Below are 21877 nucleotides of genomic sequence, written 5' to 3'. Positions count from 1 at the left end.
GCTGTGTTTTTTTGTTAACTAAAAGGATACATTCAGGTTCAGGCCAAAGCTGCGCACTGCCGGCGGTAAACCAGCCTCAATACCCTGGTAGTTACTGGTGCCCAGCGCTGATTCCGGATCAATTGGTAATTTACGTTTACCCATGCCCGGTATATCGAGCACCGACTTGCCCCGGTACAGGAAAAACAGGTTACGTGCAGTCAATGAAAGCCGTGCACGTTTTACCAGCTTCTGGTCGAAATCAAAATCATATCCAAACGACAGTTCCCTCAAACGGAAATTGGTGGCGCTGAAAGCAAAGAATTGCCCCCATGCGTCGCGGCCACCCTGTGACACTTTTGTCCAGAAATCTTCTGCATCAATCGCTTTTGTATTAACGCTGCCATCTGCCAGCACCCCTGGCAATACCAGTCCGCCGTCCCTGTACCTGGTAGTATAGTCGGCCACCCCGTAGGAGGCCAGCAGCGCATCTGTACCCGATATAACGATGCCGCCTACACGACCATCAATGAGAAACGACATGCTGAGCTTTTTATACTGCAGCTGGTTGCTCCAGCCCAATGTGAAGTCGGGATTAAAATTGCCGAGATACTGATTCTGTGCTACTACCGGTAAACCATCTGTACCTACCAGGTACTGTCCTGTTTTCGGATCCTTTTGCCACGCATAACCATACATATCTCCATACTTACCTCCAACCTTTGCCTGCAAGGTGGCGAAGTTGGTAGCGGGGGAAAGATTGATCTGGTCTACACCTTCGGCCAGGTATAATACTTTGTTACTGTTGGTGGCAAAATTCACACTGCTGTTCCAGGTGAAATCCTTACGCTGAACAGGTGTGCCGCTCAACATAATTTCAAGCCCCTTATTCTCGATGTTGCCGGCATTGATATACTGATCATCAAAACCGCTGGCCTGTGGCAATCCAACATTCAGCAGCTGGTTAATGGTATTGTTCTTGTATACGGTAGCATCCAGTCCAAGCCTGCCATCAAAGAATTTCCATTCCAGTCCTGCTTCCCACGACTTTGTTTGTTCCGGCTTCAGGTTATAAATAGATTTGGTATTATCTCTCGATACAAAGCCTCCGCCTGCGCCAACACTGTAGTAATATGCCTGCAGCAACATGTAAGGATCCGCATCATTACCTACCTGCGTATATGCAGCGCGCACCTTACCAAATGTAATCCAGGAAGGCATCTTCCACATATCAGATATTACGGCGGACAATCCTACAGAAGGATAAAAATAGCTGTATGGCCTCGGCAGGGTAGACGACCAGTCGTTCCGCGCACTTACATCCAGGTACAGGTATTGCCTGAAGTCCAGCTGCGCGCTGCCATATACAGACTGGATCTCTTTCTGCACCGTAGTGTTGGTGGTGGCCGGAGCGGTGGCAAACATGAGATTAAAATGATTCGGGATACTCAGCCCGTTAGCCAGTGCCTGCGAATTGTATCCTTTGCTGGTAAGTATGCTTCCTCCCAGGTTATAGCTTACATGGAAATCGCCGGATAACCTGTTACTGCCGGTTAGCAGCAGGTCCATATTCCGTTCCCAGTGATTCACATATGCTTCCAGGTAACGGCCGCCGGGCTGCACAGGGAAAGCTACAGTACCATTGTAATAGGAAGCAGTGATCTTATCATCGTAACGGTCGAGGCTATACCGGCCCTGTAAACTGAGCCAGTCGGTAAGCCGGTATTTGGCTGATCCCAGCAGCATGATACGGTTGCGCGATTCATCCACCATGTTGCGGTACACGTCCCAGTAAGGGTTCTGGAAGGTGGTGGAGTTGGTCCAGTAGATAGGATAAGGTTGCCCCGTAGCATCCATTCCCTCAAAATGCTTCAGCGAATCCTTACTAAGGTCACGCGGCATCAGGTAGGCTTCATTGGCCACGCCCTGGTCGCCCAGGCGGGGCTTGTTTTTGATATCCTGGCTGATGTAGGTCAGTTTTACGTCTGTTGTCAGGCGGGGCAATATTTCAGCGGCAACGCGGAGGTTCAGCGTATTTCTTTCCATTCTGTTCTTCGGGATAATACCACTGATGGCATTATTGGTGTAAGATGCGTAGCCACGTAGTTTATCGTTGCCGCCGGAAATATCAATAGAATTATTCACTGTGGTTCCCGTGTTAAAAAAGCTTCTCACGTTATCGGAGTAAGTTTGCGCAGGCGCTCCCCAGCTGGCCGGGGCGCGGTTGCCTGCCTGACCTTTGCTGCCGCTACCGTAGGTATTCTGGAACTTCATCAGCATATTGGGCTGATCCAGCGATACGCCGCCGTTATAATTTACTGCCAGCTTGCCGCTTTTACCGCTTTTGGTGGTGATGATGATAGCGCCATTAGCCGCACGGCTACCGTATAAAGCAGCGGCTGCGGGGCCTTTCAGCACGTTCACAGACTCTACATCCTGTGGATTTATACTGGCCGCGCCATCGCTGCCGGAGTAGCCACTGCTAATGCTTTTAGGCTGTGTACCAATGGTGTTGGCAGAGCCGCCCCCATTTTTTTCGGTGGACATGGTATTGTCTATCGGCACGCCATCTACCACGATCAGCGCATTGTTATTACCGCTGATAGAGCGGTTCCCTCTCAATATCACCCTTACGGCGCCGCCTGGGCCTGATGCCGCGGGGGTTACCACAGCGCCGGCTACTTTACCACTGAGGGTATTCATGATATTCCCGCCGGGATCTTTCACCGTGTTGATGGTGGCATTGTCCAGTTGTTGCGTAGCATAGCCGAGGGAACGGGTTTTACGCTCTATACCCAATGCAGTTACCACCACTTCATTTAAGCCTGTGGCGCTTTGTTGCAACGCCACATCAATAGTTGTTTGTGCGGATACAGGGATTTCTTTCTTATCATATCCTACATAGGTAAATACAAGCATGGCGCCGGCTGCCGCGGAAATAGCATATTTTCCTTCAGCATCAGTGCTCACCCCACGGGCGGTGCCCTTTACACCAACGCTTACGCCGGGAAGCGGCGATTTGGAAGCAGCGTCCCGTACAACACCCTTCAGTGATAACTGATCTTGTGCAGATAGCTGCCATGACAAGGCAATTAGCATAATCAGGAAATACAGGTGTGGCTTTTGACTAATACAGCTTCTCATACACTACGAATTTTTAATGGATCCCGGTTGGTAATTGTACACCCAAAATACATCTGATGATTCCTTTCTGCAGAAAATTCACCGAGAACGTTACCGGTGGATTTATTATATTTAAGTATTCCAACCACAGACCTGTAAGAAGAATGCGCCGACACTATGCTACCATAAAAGACATCGCTCATGCATTAAATATCTCTGTATCTACCGTTTCAAGGGCGTTACGGGATACGTATGACGTAAGTGCAGACACCCGTAAACTGGTGCTGGATATGGCTGCGAAGCTAAACTACAAACCCAACTTCAACGCCACCGGCCTGGTAAAGAACAGTACGCACAACCTGGCGGTGATACTGCCGGGGATCACCAATTACTATTTCTCCACCGTATTTACCGGTATCCAGGAAATAGCCTACAGCCATAATTATAATATCATTTTATATGTGACGAATGATGATGCCGGCCGGGAATTAAATATTATCCGCAATCTTTCCTTCAGCAGCCTGGATGGCCTGCTGGTATCTGTTTCCTCGCAGGCAGGCTCCTGCGATCACTTCCAGGAGATCATTGATGATGGTATTCCTGTTGTGTTCTTCGACCGTGTGGCGGCGGATATCCGCACCTCCAAGGTGATGCAGGACGATTATAACGGCGCCTTTGAAGCCACCACGCATCTCATTGCCAATGGATATAAAAAAATAGCGCATATTGCCGGCCCGGAGGGACTTACGTTCACCGACAGCCGTCTTAATGGCTATCTTGATGCGTTGCGCAGGAACGGAATGCCCATCCGCAAAAAATGGATCATCCACTCAGGGTTTACACAGGAATGCGGTGAAAACGACATGGAAAAATTATGGAAGCTGAACGATAAACCGGACGCAGTATTTGCAGTAAACGACCGTAAAGCGGTAGGCGCCATTGTTACACTGAAGAAAAAAAATATTGCAGTAGGGAAAGATGTGGGCGTGATCGGTTTTACGAACGATCCTATGTCTGCTATCATCTCCCCCTCCTTATCTACTATTGCAGAACCAGCCTTTGAGATAGGAAAGAAAAGCTGCCAGCTACTGCTGAATCATATTAAGAAGAAAAATTTTATACCGGAAGAAATTATCCTGCCCGGAAAATTGATTGTCCGGGAAAGCAGTATACGTTCATAAGCGTATACCCTTTCCCGTTATTTTTTTGAAGATGATCAGCTTATTATTTCTTTTCGGGCATTTCCGCTTCATTACGCAGTTTCACGGGTTTCTCCGAGCGGGATTTTACCTTCAGGTTCAGCACCTCGATGAATACTGAGAAAGCCATCGCGAAATAAATATAGCCTTTGGGGATATGCTGATCGAAACTTTCGGCTATCAGTGAAACGCCTATCAGCAGCAGGAACGACAGCGCCAGCATCTTCACGGTAGGATGGTTATTCACAAAACGGCTGATAGATTCAGAGGCCAGCAGCATTACCCCCACTGCCAGTACAACAGCGATGATCATGATCTCCACATGATCTGCCATTCCTACGGCCGTGATCACGGAATCCAGTGAAAACACAATATCCAGCAGGAGGATCTGTACAATTACCTGGCTGAACTTCATAGGTTTGGCATTTGCTGCTGCATGTTCACCTCCCTCCAGCTTTTCATGTATCTCTGCGGTACTTTTATAGATGAGGAACAACCCTCCTACCAGCAGGATCAGGTCCCGGCCTGAAATAGCCAGTTTTTCCAGCCACGCCGCATTTTGAACACCTACCCATTCCCCTATATTAAAAAGCGGTTTTGTCAGCGACATGATCCAGCTGATAGACAACAGCAATAAAATACGTACAAACATCGCCAGCCCGAGCCCAAGACGGCGGGCTTTCTTTTGCTTATCTTCCGGCAGTTTTCCCGCCAGGATGGAAATAAACACAATGTTATCGATCCCCAACACAATTTCCAGGGTAGTTAGCGTTAACAGGCTTATGAGCGAGTCAACGGTAAGCAGATGTTCCATAATTGACAGTTCTATAGGTTATATATGTGCAAACCCGAATATACTTCCTTTTTTGATAGTGATGAAATCTGCTAAACACCTGCTAAAAACATTTATCGTAAATTACATTCAATACAATGATTAGCATCTCTCCCCCGCCTGCTTCTTTTCTGTATCAAACACCGTTTTCTGATTAAAATAATAATATGAAAAAAGATGAATGGCATATAGTGCGCTTTGCTTCGCGCGGTAACAACAGCTTTATTGAGTCTGCCAAAGCCGCAGTACAGGATTACTTTTCCGCTAACAACATCTCTGTGTATGCCAACAGGGAAATGTGGATCAAAACAATCGTGATGCTTGCTTTATATTTTGTGCCCTATGTTTTAATGGTAACAGGCCTGGGCGCCGGAAATACCTGGCTTTACCTTGGCCTGTGGCTGCTATCGGGCCTGGGGGTTACCGGCATTGGCGCGTCTATCATGCACGACGCCAACCATGGTTCCTTCTCTCCCAAAAAGAGCATTAACAACATCATGGGCCATATCCTGGAGATCATCGGGGGATACGCGCCCACCTGGAAAATACAGCATAACGTGCTCCATCATACCTATACCAATGTATCAGGTTTGGATGAAGATATTGACTCAATAAAATTCCTTCGCTTTTCACCCAACCAACCGCGGCATTGGTATCACCGCTACCAGCATATGTATGCCTGGGGTTTTTACATGCTGATGACGCTCTTCTGGATGACCGCAAAAGATTACCTGCAGGTATTGCGCTATAAAAGCCGTGGCCTGCTCTCAAAACAAAAAGTGACGTTAAAACAGGCGATGTTCCGGATCTCCCTGTTCAAGGTGTTTTATTATGGGTACATCCTTGTGTTACCTTTAATATTCTCCGGAATGCCCTGGTATTGGGTGCTTGCGGGATTCTTCCTCATGCACTTTACTGCCGGTTTACTACTGGCCTGCATTTTCCAGCCGGCGCATGTAATGAGCTCTTCCGCATACGCGATTCCCGATGCGGATCAGAAAATGAAAGACAGCTGGGCCATACATGAAATGGAAAATACAACCAATTATGCACCACGCAGCCGTGTATTGTCGTGGTTCATCGGTGGGTTAAACTACCAGATCGAGCACCACCTGTTTTCCGGCATCTGCCATGTACACTATCGGAAACTGGCGCCTATTGTGCAGCAACAGGCTGCCGCGTTCAACGTGCCCTACCAGGTACAACCCACTTTTATACACGCCCTGTGGGAACATGCCCGCATGCTCAAAAAGCTGGGCCGTCAATAACAAAGAGGGGTGTTCCTGAACGGAACACCCCTCTTTGTTTAACATTGCCGGTAACCGTTATATAACACCCTGCACCTGTTCGCGGTACGCGGAAGGGCTCATATCATGGTATCTCCTGAAAAATTTATTCAAATGACTCTGGTCATTAAATCCCAGCTCATGGCTGATTTCCTTTAAAGAAAAAACACTGTATTGCAACCTGTTTTCCAACAGCTGCAATTTGTACTGGTTCACATAATCCCGCAACGTGCTACCTGTTTGCTCTTTAAAAAACGCGCCCAGGTAATGTTTGGAAAACCCGAAAAGCTCCGCCAGCTGTTCTACCTGTATATCGCCGGCCTGGTGAATATGCTCATGGATATAGTTCAGAATATGCGTTACCCTTGCGTCGTTCTTAGGGCCGGCCCCCGGCAGTTCATGCTCAGTTACCTGCCTGATCATGGTAAACAACGCCTGCAGCAAAAAGAAAACGGTGTTGCTGCTTTCCTTCCACTCCGCCGCCACCAGCCGGATCAGCGGCTCCATACGGTGAATATTTTCCGTGATCATCCTTTTCTGCCTGGCCTGCAGCAGCAACTGATCCAGCTCCTGGTTCCAGCTTTGCTGCAACCGCATATTACCACTGCCATGCAGGTATACATTGGTGAATTTGATAAAGGTAAATGTAGTAGGCTCCGTGATTTCAAAATGATGCGCATCGCAGGGCGCCAGCAAAAATAAACAGGGACCGGTATACGGAATATTCATCCCCGAAATACAATGCGTGCCGCTGCCTTTGTGGATAAAGATCAGCTCAAAATGATTATGGTTATGCACCGGGTGCTCCCACTCACCGGCAGTGAAGTGCGACACTTTCAGGTATTCGTGTTGTATGTATCTCTTCATTCTTTAAAATATACCAATGAACCCCGCAGATATACAAGTAATGTCCGACAACGGAGGCTGACCTTTGTACTGTTAAAAATACAACACAGTGATGGAACAGCATAATAATAAGAAAGTAGCCCTGATAGCAGGCGCACAGGGCGTAATAGGACGTAACCTCATTGACCACCTCCTTACGCAGAACAACTGGGAGATCATCGGGCTATCCAGGAGAGGCGGTACAAACAGCGCAAAGGTAAAACACATTGCAGTAGACCTGCTGAACCGGGAAAACAGTGAGCAGCAGCTTGGCGGGCTTACTACGGTAACGCATATATTTTATGCCGCCTACCAGGACCGCGGCAGCTGGGCGGAGCTGGTGGCCCCTAATATGACCATGCTCCGCAATGTGGTGGAAGTGGTAGCTCCCGTTGCTGCCGGCCTGCAGCACATCAGTCTTATGCAAGGCTACAAGGTATATGGCGCCCATCTCGGCCCATTTAAAACACCTGCACGCGAAACGGATGCCGGCCGTTTTATGCCGCCGGAGTTCAATATGGAACAACAGCGTTTCCTGGAAACGTTTCAACAGGGTAAGCCCTGGTCCTGGTCTGCCATCCGGCCATCGGTAGTAGGCGGCTTTGCATTGGGCAACCCCATGAACCTTGCCATGGTAATTGCCGTGTATGCCACTGTTTCAAAAGAGCTGGGCCTGCCGCTCCGCTTTCCCGGGAAACCCGGCGCTTACGATAAGCTCATGGAAATGACGGATGCCGGACTGCTGGCCAAAGCAACGGTATGGGCGGCGGAAAGCCCCGCCGGCGCCAATGAGGCCTTTAATATCAACAACGGCGACCTCTTCCGCTGGTCGGATCTCTGGCCACGTATAGCCAGCTACTTCGGCATGGAAACAGCTGTGCCCCTGCCCATGCAGCTGGACATTGTAATGGCAGATAAAGAACCGCTGTGGAACAGTATGATGGAAAAATACGGGCTGCAATATAGCTATGCGGAGGTATCGTCGTGGAAGTTCGGCGACTTTGTTTTTTCGTGGGACTATGATTTCTTTGCCGATGGCAGTAAAGCCCGCCGTGCCGGCTTCGGGGAATTTGTGGATACAGAAAAAATGTTCCTGGAAATCTTTGAAAATTTTAAGAAGATGAAAGTAATACCCTGATCATGCTTTCTCCAACGTAAAGTTCACGGCAGCCGTAAGGCGCTTCATGGCAATAGCCAGCTGGTTTTCCACCGTTTTAACCGAGAGGTTCATGATGGTGGCTACCTCTTTATAACGAAGGTCGTATTGCTTCACAAGGATATATACCATTTTGCATTTGGGAGGAAGCTGTTCAATGGTATATTCCATCTTCCGGATCATTTCCGCGGAAATCATCAGCTGCTCCAGATCGCTTTCAAAGGCGATTTCCAGTTTATCTTCTTCCGCAAAAATTACCTTCCGGGAACTGGCCGGTTTCCTCATATAATCAATTGCTTTATTCTTTGCTACCACAAACAGGTATACCTGCGGATTTTTTATGTCCGCCAGTGATTGCCTTTTTTGCCAGCAATGCATAAAAACATCGTTCGTAATTTCTTCTGCTACCTCTTTGTTACGGGTAAGCGAAAAGGAAAAACGCAACAGTTTGATGAAGAAATGATGATAGAAAGCTTTAAAGGCCGCCTGGTCATTGTTCACCGTGATGTTCCTGAATAATTGATTGTACACTGATCCATCCCTTTTAAGCCACTGATATTGGTTGCAATAATATATAACGCAGATTACGCTAAAGTTAACAAAATAAATTATCCCGCCATTTATTTTTGGCGGCGGTATTTTTCCGGCGTCAGGTGGCAGTGCCTGCGCTGGTTTCCATAGAAGAATTTTTTTCCTGGCTTTTGGGGGTTTTCCATTTTCTTTTCGTCCTTCTGGTATAACACGGACAAAAAATAAATGATTGAGCGCAACCGGGTAAATATATTGATGGCCAGGAAAATATCCGGGGAGGCCACTACTGAGGAATTGAAAGAGCTGGAAATGCTGTTGATGCAGTTTCCGGAACTGCAATATGCTTTTACCATTGTTGGTGATATCAGTTCCGTGAACAGTGCCGGCGGGTTTTCTCCTGCTGAAGAAGAACGGCTGGCCAGCGAAGGGATGGATCGCATGAACCTGTTCCTGCAGCAGGAACAAGACCTCCCTCCTGCCAAACGGCTGATTCCCTGGCGGATGATCAGCGGCATTGCCGCCGGCGTTGCCATCCTCATTACCGCCTACACCCTGTGGCCGGCCATGCCGCGCAGGCAGTCTTTCCGCAATGAAGTAGTTACCAAAACCGGCTCCAAAACAAGCGTGGTACTGCCGGATGGCACCAGCGTAATACTCAACGCATGCAGCCGCCTGCAATACGACGCCACCCGCTTTCTGAATGGAGAACGCGAGGTAGGCCTTACCGGCGAAGCCTATTTCGATGTAAAACACGACCCTGCGCACCCGTTCATCATCCGGTCCGGCAAGGTAAATATCCGCGTATTAGGCACCGTATTTAACGTAAAAGCCTATACAGAGGATGCTACCGTGGAAACAACATTGCTCAGCGGGAAAGTGGAAGTGGATTTCCCGGATAACAATAATACCGGGGGAAGGAAAACCGTGCAGCTGCAACCTGAACAAAAATTAATCATCGGCACAAAAGAAAATATACAAATACCTGTAAACAGAAAAACCAACTTCAGCATCACGCCGGTAAGAACAATGACCGTTACCGGTAACAACACAACAACGGAAAAACCGGCTACCGCCTGGGTAAACGACCGCTTCGACTTTGACAATGTAACATTTGAAGATTTGTCGCACGACCTGGAACGCTGGTTCAACGTAACCCTGCGTTTTAAAAATGATAAATACAAACAGGAAGTATTCACAGGCGCATTCCGGAAACAAAGTATTGAAGATGTATTGCAGGCATTACAACTGATGTCGGGCTTTCATTATGGAATGCTTTACGTGGCAGATTTTTCAGGTAATGTGAATGCTTTCAGGTTATAAACGTAACAAAAAGAAACCGCTCAAACATATGTCCGGAGCGGTTTCTTTTTGCTATATCCAATATATTATACCGCTTCTGCGCGCACAATGGCAGCCACCGGCTGTACAACCACGTCAGGCGCTTCTTCCACTTCATCTCCTACTACCGGCCCGTTATGCGCCAGTTCACTGCCCGCCTTCTTTGATTTAAAAATGGGCCACAACAACTGGGCATACCACTCTTCTTCTTTATAATGCTTCAATCCATATGCAACGGGGTACTGCCGGGTAATAATACCTGTTCCGAAGATCAGGTCCCAGATGAAAAACATGTTGCCAAAATTACCTTTGTAATACCCGATGCCATCATCCGATGTATCCGCGTGATGCGCATGATGCGTGGCGGGCGTTGAAATCAGGCGCTCCATTACCCAGCCAATAGGGTTCAGCCAGCGGATGGTATAAAATGGCTTATCCCATTTAATACTGGAATGTGCTGCCGTTGTGATCAGTGATTTTATGCCGCCTACAAAAAGCGCCGGGTAACCAAGCCCCAGGTAGGTAAGCGTAACTGTAAGGTAGATCTGTGAAAAGAATGCCGTATAAATAATGTTCTGCCTGCCCGTCATTGCCATACCCATATAAGGAGCGGAATGATGCGTGCGGTGAAAACGCCATAGTAACGGAAGCTGATGATGCAGCCGGTGATACCAGTACTGCGTAAGATCATCCGCCACAGCCATGATGGCAAAACCCCACCAGAAAGGCACCCACGCAAATATATTCTTTGCATCAGGCAAAACAAACGGTAATAATTTCAACCCGAAATAAGCAATCATCGGGCGTAATACCACCTTCGGAAGTATAAAGCAAACTATATCCAGCGTGCGCTCGTTCTTCGTCCATTTATTCTCATAAAATCCCACGGAAAATTCTATCACCCCTACTACCACCATAATAGCCGGCAGTCCCCATGTTTTCAGGTTATTGAACACGGCTTCCACAAATGCGGGGGCGTGGAAACCTAGATGCTCGGAAGTGGCCTGCAGCCAGGGTTTACTGCCACTGATATAAAACGACAGGAACATAAGCCCTATCGGCAATATATATAGCAGTAAGCTTATCAGGGAATCCCTCAGGATTACACGCGACGGCGTTTTTGCTGTTGTTGTCATAATTATCTTTTTTATGTGATCAATGATGTTGATTGAATAAAAAATGAATCAGCCAGATGCTGCCACCGATAACCACCAGCGGCACCAGGAATATTATTATGCCGATGGCAATTTTCTTTGTTATTAAAACAAGATCTGTTAACGTCATAATAGAAGATTTAAAGTGAAGGATGTATTATTTCGATATGGTTAAGTTTACCGGTAAAATTAAAAGGCGATCTGTATAAGGGCGATACAGCAGAACCCTGATCCCTTCCTACATCCAGCCCTTCGTCGTAAGGAGAAATAGTTGCATCTGCTTTGGTGATGGCACGCTCCGCTACTTTCTCATCGTTGATGTATAATGCTTCGGTACCGGCCGGGTCTGTAAGCTGCAGCGCCGGTGTATATTTCAGCTCGTAACGAAGCACCGCTTTCCCAAGCGCCAGCGTTTTTCCTGAGGTAAGATCTGTTAACCGCCCGTTATTGTTATGTACTGCTTTCAGTTTTCCCTGTTGCACAAAAAAAGTAAATCCTGAAAAACGCCCGCCAACACTTAACAATACGCCTTCATTCTTTACATCATTCAACTCCACATCTGCCTTAATAATAAACGACTGCTCTGAAAGAAATGGAGCCGAGCGTGTAGGCACCTGCGTTATACCGGGGTATAATATTGCGCTGGCCCTGTTATCCAGCGGGCCACGGGTGAGGATCGCGGGAGTAAGGCGGGTAGTATCTCCCAGCAACGGGTACACTTTATACTTCCAGGCCTCTTTATCAAAAAGATCTTGCAGCTCTTTTAGTTTTGCAGGATTGGCAGCGGCAAGATCATGCTGCTCATTAAAATCCTTATCCAGGTTATACAGCTCCCATTTATCTGCGGTAAATGGGGTGCCGCGTTTGTGGCTTACTGCAGCCTTCCAGCCGTCTTTGTAGATAGCGCGCCCACCGGCTATTTCGTAGTATTGCACATGATGTCTGCCCGGAGCGGTGGCGTTGTTAATAGTGTAAGCCAGGCTGATACCTTCCAGCGTATCCTGCGGATAGCCATTGATCACTTCAGGCACTTTCAGCCCTGCAATTTCCAGCACGGTTGGCGTAACACTGTTCACATGTGAATACTGCGTGCGTATGCCTCCTTTCCTGATCAGTTTGGGATAGAAGATCACCAGCGGATTACGGGTACCACCCTCACTGTTGGCATCCTGCTTCAGGTAACGGAACGGTGTGTTCGCAGCCTGTGCCCATCCCACCGGGTAGTTAGGCCCCGATTCCGGGCTGCCTATCTTATCATACAAACTATCAATATCCTTTATCCTGCTTTCATAGTTTTCGGTAAACAAACTACCATCTATATACTCGTTAATACCATGCACATGACCGCTCAAACCGCCTTCCTTACTGGCGCCGTTGTCGCCTATAATAAGTACTATCAGCGTATTATCCAGCTGTTTGGTTTCACGCAGGTAATTAACCAGGCGGCCTACTTCATAGTCAGTATGGGAAAGGAATCCTGCATATACCTCGAAGAAACGGGAGAACACCTTTTTCTCGGTAGCGGAAAGCGACTCCCATGGTTTTACACCGGGATTGCGCGGCGGCAGTGTTACATCCTGCGGAACAAGCCCCAGCTGCTTTTGCCGGGCCAATACCTGCTCCCGGTACACATCCCATCCTGCATCAAATTTACCTTTGTACTTTTCTATCCAGAACTTATCTACCTGGTGCGGGCCATGCGTAGCGCCCGGTGTAAAATACAGGAAGAAAGGCTTATCAGGTGCAGCTGAATGCTGCCCGGCGATATAGGAAATAGCCTTATCCACCAATACGGTGGTAAGATGTTTTCCCTGCAGGTCCGGTTCTACCTTCACAGTATTTTCCCAGAGCGCGGGCGTATACTGGTCTGTTTCCCCGGCCATAAATCCAAAGAAAGCGTCGAACCCACGGCCTGTAGGCCAGCGGTTAAAAGGCCCTGCCGGCGTGAGGTCCGGGCTGGGAGTTATATGCCATTTACCAACAGCGTAAGTGTTATACCCATCTTCCCTTAATATTTCTGCTACCGTGCCTTTCTCAAACGGCATATAACCATTGTGACCGGGCAGGTTCACCGCGGCATCAATGACTGTAGGCACATTCACCGAATGATGATTGCGGCCGGTAAGCAAAGACGCGCGTGTAGGCGAACAGATAGCAGTAGTATGGAAATTCGTATATCGCAGACCGTTATTGGCAAGACTATCAAAAACAGGTGTTTCCACTAACCCGCCAAATGCGCTGCTGGCGCCCCATCCTACATCATCCAGCATAATGTATATAATATTAGGGGCTCCCGCGGGTGCAACGGGATTGAAAGGCGCAGGGGTAATCACCGTTTGTGCAAGGGTAGTACCCGGCTTCCCGGCGTAACTTTTCTGCGGGCTGTATTGTGCATAAGTGCCTGATACAACGCCCAGCAGCAGTAATGAAATAAAGGATCCGGAAGAAGAAGAGAAAGTCATTTCTTTTGATTTAATTGGCTGAAGTTTTATTTGTCCCACCACAAAGCAGGGGTTTGATACCCCGATCCCGCAGGAGTGTTTTTATTCAACGACTGCTCATTCTGCGGGTAAGGGATCCTTCGCGGGATCTGCCCGTTGGGGTTGGCAACGCTGGTGGCATTCTTTGCCAGCGGCAATGCAGGATAGCCTGTTCTACGGTAATCCGACCAGGCCTCCGGTTGCAGGAACAAGGCAATATATTTTTGTGTGATAATATTCTTCAGATCATTTCCTGAATCTCCGTTTAATATAGCCTTAGCCGTTATATATGCCTTTTGCTTTTCCGGGGTAGCGTAAGGATCTGCGCTATTGCTTATCACCCGTTGGAAAGAGGCCCGGATGGCCGTTTCCAGCGCTGTTTTAGCTAAAGGGTCTGCCGGGTTGATCCTCCACCTCGCTTCCGCTTCCAGGAATTTGGCTTCGGAGAAACTGCTGATCACCACCGGTGAAGTAGCAGTGCCATAATAGCTGCCGATCACTGAAAATGCGCCAGGCACTCCCGGTGCGCTGCCTCTGTAAGTATTACTGCCTGCAGGATATGGAGTGGCAAAATAGGCACGGCGCGGATCTACAAACAACCCTTCCGGTTTGGTAGGTGCATCGGTTACTTCGTTTCCGTTCAACAGGTTTACAAAAGATGCCCCAAGCCCTATCCATCCCGGCCTGTTGGTATTCTGCTGGTAAAAAGGATTGGCATTAGTGGTAGAAGCGCCAAATACCACCAGCGCATCAGCAGAATTATCTGCTATTCCCCTGTAGCGGGCGCCGTCATACAGTGCATCCAACACGGCCTGTGCTGCCGTTTTGCTGTTTATTTTAGTAAGATGGACCGCATATCTTGCCTTCAATGTATACGCAAGCGATTTCCACCGCTCAATATTTCCGCCGTATATCACATCATCCGTGGCCGGCAGTGCGCCCAGGTTATTTCCTGCCGGTTGCGACAACTCCGCAATGGCAGAATCCAGCTGCTCCTGCAGCGACTTGTAAATATCTTCCTGCTTGTCATACGCCGGGTTGGTGATGTTGTTGCCATACAATGATTCTTTGTATGGAATATCCCCGAAAAGATCGGTTAAGGTGCCATAGCTATATACGCTCAGCACCCGGGAAATACCACTGTAATAAGGCAGTTGCTGCTGCGCCGCAGTGGTTCTCACAATTTTCAGCTCGTCAAGCACCTCAACGTAAAATCCCCTCCAGGTTTGATTAAAATACTGGGTAGATGAAGCATAGTTGTCAAAGGAAGCAGCGTCCCCATTTGCACCGGATGCCTGCTGAATATAGATATTGGCGATAAGGCCTGCGTTAACGCCCAGGTTAAACCCAAGCGCTACTTCGGCGCCTGTTAGCACTGCGCTCACAGACACCTCCGTAGAGGCGTTGGGGTTAACATTCGTATCCTCAAGCGAGCAGGAGGCCGGTACCGTTAACATGCCCGCTGCAATAAATAAACGTCCTATAGTAGATGAATATATTTTCATGTTGCTGATTACTTAATGGATTAGAAAGAAACGTTTACTGCCACCCCGTAACTTTTCGTATTGGGCGTTGTCCAGAAATCAATACCCGCTGCATTCGACAAACCATTGCGGCTTCCCAGGTCGGGATCGCTGCCTGTATAGTTGGTGGAAAGCAAAAAGTTCCTGGCGGTAAGCGTAACACTGGCCGCCGCTATATGCGCAGGTTTCAACAGGGTGGCCGGCAGGGCGTAGGTAAAGTTTACATCTTTCAGTTTCACCCAGTAGAGATCATGCTCAATATAGAGCCCCTGTATGTTGAAAGTGTTGCGATACCATGCCTGCGACAACACCGCTTCAATGGTATTAGGCGTTCCCTTTGAGGCAGTAACGCCATCAAAAACAGTGATAGTGCCCCTCGCTGCTGTAGATGCATCCACACCGTTAAACACCATCTGCAAACGCGGGGCGTTGAACAGGTCAAAGCCAAACCGTCCGTCCAGTAAAAAGGAAAAGCTGAATGCGCCATATCGCAATTCGTTACGCAAACCCACATTGAAATCAGGATTCGGATCCCCGATTTTTGTAAAGGTGGTATTCACCAATGGGTATCCATAGGTGGCACTGTTCGGGTTATCGTCGATGATAGGTTTGCCGGCATCGTTACGCTTTACGTCGGTGCCGTAAAATACGCCGTATGGCTGTCCGGCCTGGCCACGGGCTTCCATCCATATGCCACCAAGACTAACATTGGAAAGATTATCAGCGATATAGTTCACACGGCTGATGTTTTTGTTAAACAGTGCGGTAGCCGTCCATGAAAACCTTCTGCCGCTGAAAATACGCTGCTGCAAACTTGCTTCAATTCCTTTGTTGATGATGTTACCGGCATTGGTAAGCGTATAGGCGGCGCCGGTAGAGTAAGGTAAGGTAACCGGTATGATCTGGTCTTTACTGCTGTTGTAATAGTAAACGGCTTCCAGTTGTGTTTTATCATGGAAGAAATGCAGGTCCAGACCGGTTTCCCAGGTACTGATCCGTTCCGGCTTCAGGTTGGGGTTACCGATGGTAGCACTGTAGCTAAGCCCCTGCTTGCCGTTGAACGGGAAACTGATACCACTCTGTATCCATCCGCCGCTGGTAGTGGGCACATAATAGGTTTCAAGGGAATAAGGGTCAGCATCATTTCCCACCTGTGCATAGGTAGCGCGGATCTTACCAAAATTCAGGATACTGCTGTTCCAATGGAGTGCATCTGTAAAAATAAAACTGGTACTGGCTGAAGGATAAAAGAAAGCGTTCTTTCCTTTGGCCAGTGTGGAGGTCCATTCGTTCCTCCCGGTAAGCTCAAGGTATAACCACTTCCTGTAATCCAGCTTCACATCTGCATACCCGGCTACCAGCTTTCTGCGTATGGTTTGATTAAAAGTTTGGGTAGATGAAGCATTGGAGATATTAAAATTACCGGGGATCGTTAATCCATCACCACGGGTATTCACCTGGTTCTTCCAGGAATTGTAATAGTTGTACCCCGCCACTACGGTAAGCTGCAGGTCGTTGTTAAGCTTACGATCGCCTACCAGTAAAACATCCAGGTTGTTATCTCTCCTTGCATAATTCACATCGTTGATAGTACCGGTGGCTACCCCTGAGGTACCGCGACTGAAAGCGCCTTTCCGTACATCGGTATAGTTATCGATCCCATAACGGGCGGTGGCTTTTAACCAGCTGGTAATATCCAGGGTGGCTTCCGCAAAAGTAATAAAGCGGTTCAGCTCATCGGTTTGCGGGTTCATATTAAGCGACCAGTAAGGATTATCCCATCCAATACCATTGGCGTATGAGCGGCTGTCGCTCCATGGCTTGTTAGTAGTGGGCGGCAGCTTATAGGATTCCGGGTGCTCCCATGGTTTGGAGTACCCATTTGTAATATCGAAATTTACAGCAGAATTCATCAGCGCACGTACTACGTTGGTATTAAAACCTCCCATCAGCGCCCTGTTGCCTGCTCCGTCCTTAATGTAATTAACACCGCCGGATACTTTCAGCCGCTCGTTCACCGTATAATCGCCGTTAAAGCGGAAAGTATGCCGGAAGAAATCTGTAGTAGGAATAATACCGGTTTGCTTCAGGTTACCGTAGGAGAAATAATACCCCGCATTACCCGTATTACCATAGAAACTTATATTCTGATCGTTCGTATAGCCGTTAACGAAAAAGTTACCGATGTTATCATAGCGGTTAACAGGTATACCATTAGAAGCAGCATCGCTCTTTCCTACAATCGTTCCGTTCTTATCAAAATTACTGGGCACTGAGCTGTAGGTGAGCGTATCCAGCAATGCGCCCCAGTTTTCATCGGAGCCGGTGATACCTGGTTTCACATATTGCCCGCCGATGCCGTTTGAAAAAATGGTTTGCCTCGGCTGCATGCGACGGTTTATTTTATCAACAGTAAATGATCCGCTGTAACTCACACCGAAAGATTTATCCGTAAGCAAACTGCCTCTTTTTGTATTGATCACTACCGCGCCGTTCGATGCACGGATACCATACAATGCAGCGGCAGCAGGGCCTTTCAGCACTGTTATGCTCGCGATGTCTGCACTGTTAATGTCAATACCGCGGTTGGATGGTGTAGCCAGCGACACGCTGTTTGATACCGGGGAAATATCCTGTATGGAATTATCCACAGGCACACCATCTAAAATGAACAGTGGTGCGTTATTTCCCAGTAGCGAGCTGTTACCCCTGATCTTTATGGTAGATGATCCACCGGGGGAGCCCCCGGAATTGCTGATCTGTACACCGGCTACCTTTCCGCTGAGCGCCGCTACTATGTTGGGTTCCCGGCTGTCTTTCAATGCAGCGGCTTTTACCTCACCAACGCTGTAGCCCAGCGACCTGGTAGCGCTCTTTATACCTACGGCGGTCACTACCACTTCAGACAGCGACTGCTGTTGTTCCAGTTTTATCACCTTGTTCAGGTCATCTTTTGTGATCAGTACTTCCTGCTGCTGATACCCGATAAAAGTAACAATGATGGTTTGAGGCAGCTTCAGCAGGCTTAACTGGTAGGCGCCTGTTGCATCTGCCAGTGTACCTGATGTACCGCCTTTAATACGCACAGATGCGCCTGGCAGCGCCTCCTGCGTTTTATTGTCAATCACTTTTCCTTTCAACAGCACCGCCGCCTGCGAATAAGCGTTGCTGGTAAAGGACAACAATGCAGCGCACAATAGTGCATTACGTAAATATCTGAACATACAAAGGGGGATTAGATGTTGGAAGAATGGGGCAATAAAATGCCCATGATGACTACGCTACGCGTCATTTAATTATTCGGATGTTTTGACCGGAAAGCCTTAGCAACAACAACAGGCGGATATAAATGCATCCGCGTTAAATTTTCCGTTGTTTCTATTGTTGTACAATAGCTGATTCATTGTTGAAATATTAAATTGGTTGAACAAGGCACTTCTGTGAAGCGACTTCAATAAAGTATGGTAGCTAATAAGGTTTGCTTTGTATGGTGGGTGACAAAGACTTTGGTGGTGGTAAATCCTATTAGTCTACTATAATTGTAGACAAATATACAACCGGGTTTTGGAAAACGCAAGCGCTGCTCAAAAAAAAGTTGGACAACAGTTACTAATTCCCGCTGATACCCGCTTTACTATTAAGTTCCAACACATCAACATTCACAGGAAATTATCATTAATGGCGCCGATGTTTAGCATTAACAGCTAAGATCATAATTTTCATTAATGCAACAATGTTGCATTAATGAAAATTATCACTACCTTTGTCTTTCAGAGAATCCCGGCAAAATAAAATCAGCTGGAAGAAACATGACTGGAAGGCTGTTGCAATTGCCGGCACATAAATACTTTATCATGATTGAAATCTTCAAAACAAATATTCCGGAACCGGAGCTGGCAGAAAACGTGTTAAAGGCGCTGAAAGAAACGCTTCCCGGTGCACGTATCAACTTTGATCATAATGATCGCGACAAAATACTTCGCGTGGAGGCGTCGGAAATTAATACAGATGCAGTCATTTCAACTGTCCGGGCGTTGGGATTTGTTTGTATGCTGATGGAAGACAAGGTTTGTATCAAAAGTAAACCCAGCTCTCATGAAACAGGGTCATTCTGGGAATCCAGCTTTATTGACAAGCAGACTATGTGGGGATTTGAGCCGGCTGACTCTACCCTTTTAGCAAAGGATTTTTTTATAAAGGAAGATATTAAAGATGTATTGATTCCGGGCATAGGATACGGAAGGAATGCAAAAGTGTTTATAGACAATGGTATCAAGGTAACAGGTATAGAGATTTCGAAAACGGCTATTGATCTGGCAAGAGCGCATTATGGCAACAGTATGAAAATCTATCATGGCTCAGTAACAGATATGCCTTTTGATCATCATCGTTACGGGGGAATTTTCAGCTATGGGCTGATTTACCTGCTGGATGAAGAAGAACGGAAAAAGCTCATCCGCGACTGCTATGATCAGCTGCAACCCAATGGATACCTCTTCTTCTCCGTTATTTCAAAAAATTCACCCAATTACGGAGCAGGCACACAGATAGGCAAGGATCGTTTTGAAGCAACAAAGGGAGCCAGGATATTTTTCTACGACAACGAATCTGTCCGGGAGGAATTCGGAGAATACGGGCTAACAGATTTTTTTGAGATAGAAGAGCCCAATAAAACAATGCCGGGCAAACCTTCCTTCCGGTTTATTATTATAAAATGCAGGAAAGGATCATAAAACGAAAAGCCCCCAGCCGGAAAAACCAGCTGGGGGCTTTTGCATCTGCCAATTACCGGCATGCTATTGAATAATTATTCTCTCTGTTGCAACCTGAACACCGCTTCTCACTACATATACTTTCACCTGCAGGTGTTTGCCGGGTTTATCATCGTCTGCAAATTCCATCATAGTCGCAGAGCCATTGCATGCTCCCCAGTGGTCTCCATGATTCAGATGTGCCTGCACTGCATCTTTTGAAATGCAAATGGTTTTTCCTTTATGGCAAATAATTACCTTATTTCCATCGTTACCACAGGCCGGAGGATTTACTACAACAAGGGTAGTACAGGTAGCCTGATTTCCATTGTCCTCATCAACCATAAAAGATAGGTTACTATCATAACCATTCCCCAATAAAAAAAGCCCGCTGATCAGCGGACTTTCTATTTATTTTTGTTGCCCAACCAGGATTCGAACCTAGACAAACAGAACCAAAATCTGTCGTACTACCATTATACTATTGGGCAATACCCTTATTGTTTGGGATGGCAAAAGTATAACTTTTTTTATTCCTGCAAAAAAAACTTGCAATATTTTTAAAATATCCCTTGAAATCCTTTGCTGCAACAACTTATAAAACAATCTCATTTGCTTTTTCCGCTATCTGTACCGGTTTTATCCACTCCATACAGGCGTGATCCCCTCTGAAACAGGGTTTATTGCCAAATACAGAACAGGGGCGACAGGGAAGATCATGAATCTGAACAGCATTTTCCGGCGCCTGCCCATAACCCATAAATCCTGCAAAAGGATGGGTAGCGCCCCAAACAGATACTACCGGCACTCCAAACAGGGAAGCCAGGTGCATGTTAGCCGAGTCCATACTGATCATCACATCCAGTTGGCTGATCAGCGCCAATTCCTCTTTCAGGGAAAAACGCCCTGCCGCCACAATTACCTCCGGGTATTGCGCTGCCAGTTGTGTCAGTAATGCCACCTCCTGTTTACCTCCTCCCAGTAAAAACAGCTGTATCCCCTGCTCCCGCGCCAGCATTCCTAATACTGCCGCCATTTTCTCCAAAGGATACATTTTTTCCCGGTAAGTGGCAAAAGGAGCCAGTCCAATCCACTTTTTGCCTTGTTTGGGACCTGTTACCGTTGTAACTGATCCGGGCAGTATACGGGGCTGAAAAACAGGTTTGCGGCCCATCTCACAGCGAAGACCCAGTTGCCGGAAAACTTCCGCATACCGTTCTATTGTGCTGCTGAGCGGCTGTAATACCTTGTTTTCACGGCGGGTCAGCGCCTTCTTTTCTGCACGGCCCTTGTCAATAGCCGCCACGGGCGTGCCGCTCAGGCGGAAAAAAGTCCGGATGATCTGGGATCTCAGCACATTGTGCAGGTCTGCCACTGCTGTAATCCGGTGGGCTTTCCTCACTTCACGGAACAGGCGGTACAATCCTTTTACCCCTTTGTGAATCCCTTTTACATCTGCCGGGAAAAAACTGAGCCGGGGAATGCCCGCGCACAAAGCTCCCCAGTTCTGGTTGGTCACAAAAACAATCTCCACATCCGGATTTTCATCCAGTACCTGCTTCATTACAGGAATGGTCATGGCTACATCGCCTAAAGCAGACAACCGGGTAACCAATATCGTTTTAACTGTGCCCAAGTAT

Annotated in this window: 15 protein-coding genes and 1 tRNA gene; 5 read left to right on the top strand and 11 right to left on the bottom strand. The window is 47.6% G+C overall.

Going from position 1 to position 21877, the window contains the following annotated elements; genetic code table 11:
- Positions 1 to 18: 18 nt before the first annotated feature.
- Positions 19 to 3123 carry a SusC/RagA family TonB-linked outer membrane protein gene (locus FN124_RS17720; protein WP_142686092.1) on the bottom strand — a complete coding sequence of 1035 codons (3105 nt, stop codon included), beginning with the start codon at positions 3121 to 3123 and terminating at the stop codon, positions 19 to 21.
- A 56-nt stretch (positions 3124 to 3179) separates the two neighbouring features.
- Here FN124_RS17720 and FN124_RS17715 point away from each other — a divergent pair, with 56 nt between their 5' ends.
- Complete coding sequence (locus tag FN124_RS17715; RefSeq protein WP_260607486.1) at positions 3180 to 4283, top strand: LacI family DNA-binding transcriptional regulator; 1104 nt, start codon at positions 3180 to 3182, stop codon at positions 4281 to 4283.
- Between the two features lie 43 nt (positions 4284 to 4326).
- Here FN124_RS17715 and FN124_RS17710 read toward each other — a convergent pair whose 3' ends face one another.
- The gene (locus FN124_RS17710; RefSeq protein ID WP_142686091.1) at positions 4327 to 5115 is read right to left on the bottom strand and encodes a TerC family protein; all 789 of its coding nucleotides are present in this window, start codon (positions 5113 to 5115) and stop codon (positions 4327 to 4329) included.
- Positions 5116 to 5300: 185 nt separating this feature from the next.
- Here FN124_RS17710 and FN124_RS17705 point away from each other — a divergent pair, with 185 nt between their 5' ends.
- On the top strand, positions 5301 to 6401 hold the full coding sequence (locus tag FN124_RS17705) for a fatty acid desaturase family protein (protein WP_221887825.1): 1101 nt from the start codon (positions 5301 to 5303) through the stop codon (positions 6399 to 6401).
- Between the two features lie 57 nt (positions 6402 to 6458).
- Here the strand turns inward: FN124_RS17705 and FN124_RS17700 are convergent, their stop codons facing one another.
- A complete protein-coding gene (locus FN124_RS17700; RefSeq protein WP_142686090.1) occupies positions 6459 to 7286 on the bottom strand; it encodes an AraC family transcriptional regulator in 828 nt (275 codons plus the stop codon).
- Between the two features lie 91 nt (positions 7287 to 7377).
- Here FN124_RS17700 and FN124_RS17695 point away from each other — a divergent pair, with 91 nt between their 5' ends.
- Positions 7378 to 8442: an SDR family oxidoreductase gene (locus FN124_RS17695; protein WP_142686089.1), complete on the top strand. Its 1065-nt coding sequence runs from the start codon at positions 7378 to 7380 to the stop codon at positions 8440 to 8442.
- Here the strand turns inward: FN124_RS17695 and FN124_RS30920 are convergent, their stop codons facing one another.
- Positions 8443 to 8991, bottom strand: a complete 549-nt coding sequence (locus FN124_RS30920; protein WP_185937250.1) for an RNA polymerase sigma-70 factor — start codon at positions 8989 to 8991, stop codon at positions 8443 to 8445. It abuts the gene before it with no gap.
- Between the two features lie 225 nt (positions 8992 to 9216).
- Here FN124_RS30920 and FN124_RS17685 point away from each other — a divergent pair, with 225 nt between their 5' ends.
- Positions 9217 to 10311 (top strand): FecR family protein, encoded by a 1095-nt coding sequence (locus FN124_RS17685; protein WP_142686088.1) that lies wholly within the window; start codon positions 9217 to 9219, stop codon positions 10309 to 10311.
- A gap of 65 nt (positions 10312 to 10376) precedes the next feature.
- Here the strand turns inward: FN124_RS17685 and FN124_RS17680 are convergent, their stop codons facing one another.
- From FN124_RS17680 to FN124_RS17665, 4 genes are all read right to left on the bottom strand, one after another.
- A complete protein-coding gene (locus FN124_RS17680; RefSeq protein WP_142686087.1) occupies positions 10377 to 11465 on the bottom strand; it encodes a sterol desaturase family protein in 1089 nt (362 codons plus the stop codon).
- 158 nt (positions 11466 to 11623) lie between these two features.
- On the bottom strand, positions 11624 to 13945 hold the full coding sequence (locus FN124_RS17675; protein ID WP_142686086.1) for an arylsulfatase: 2322 nt from the start codon (positions 13943 to 13945) through the stop codon (positions 11624 to 11626).
- A 26-nt stretch (positions 13946 to 13971) separates the two neighbouring features.
- On the bottom strand, positions 13972 to 15468 hold the full coding sequence (locus FN124_RS17670; RefSeq protein ID WP_142686085.1) for a SusD/RagB family nutrient-binding outer membrane lipoprotein: 1497 nt from the start codon (positions 15466 to 15468) through the stop codon (positions 13972 to 13974).
- 20 nt (positions 15469 to 15488) lie between these two features.
- The gene (locus FN124_RS17665) at positions 15489 to 18710 is read right to left on the bottom strand and encodes a SusC/RagA family TonB-linked outer membrane protein (RefSeq protein WP_142686084.1); all 3222 of its coding nucleotides are present in this window, start codon (positions 18708 to 18710) and stop codon (positions 15489 to 15491) included.
- Positions 18711 to 19295: 585 nt separating this feature from the next.
- Here FN124_RS17665 and FN124_RS17660 point away from each other — a divergent pair.
- Positions 19296 to 20219: a class I SAM-dependent methyltransferase gene (locus FN124_RS17660; protein ID WP_260607485.1), complete on the top strand. Its 924-nt coding sequence runs from the start codon at positions 19296 to 19298 to the stop codon at positions 20217 to 20219.
- Positions 20220 to 20282: 63 nt separating this feature from the next.
- Here the strand turns inward: FN124_RS17660 and FN124_RS17655 are convergent, their stop codons facing one another.
- The 3 genes from FN124_RS17655 to FN124_RS17645 form a co-directional block, all read right to left on the bottom strand.
- Positions 20283 to 20582, bottom strand: coding sequence for a hypothetical protein (locus tag FN124_RS17655; protein WP_142686083.1), 300 nt, complete (start codon positions 20580 to 20582; stop codon positions 20283 to 20285).
- Between the two features lie 75 nt (positions 20583 to 20657).
- A tRNA-Gln gene (locus tag FN124_RS17650) sits at positions 20658 to 20728 on the bottom strand.
- 104 nt (positions 20729 to 20832) lie between these two features.
- A complete protein-coding gene (locus tag FN124_RS17645; RefSeq protein ID WP_221887824.1) occupies positions 20833 to 21873 on the bottom strand; it encodes a glycosyltransferase family 9 protein in 1041 nt (346 codons plus the stop codon).
- Positions 21874 to 21877 lie beyond the last annotated feature (4 nt).

Source organism: Chitinophaga polysaccharea (assembly GCF_902150045.1).
GTDB lineage: Bacteria > Bacteroidota > Bacteroidia > Chitinophagales > Chitinophagaceae > Chitinophaga > Chitinophaga polysaccharea_A.
Note: the sequence above shows the minus strand (reverse complement) of the source record. Positions and strands in the feature narration are given on the sequence as shown.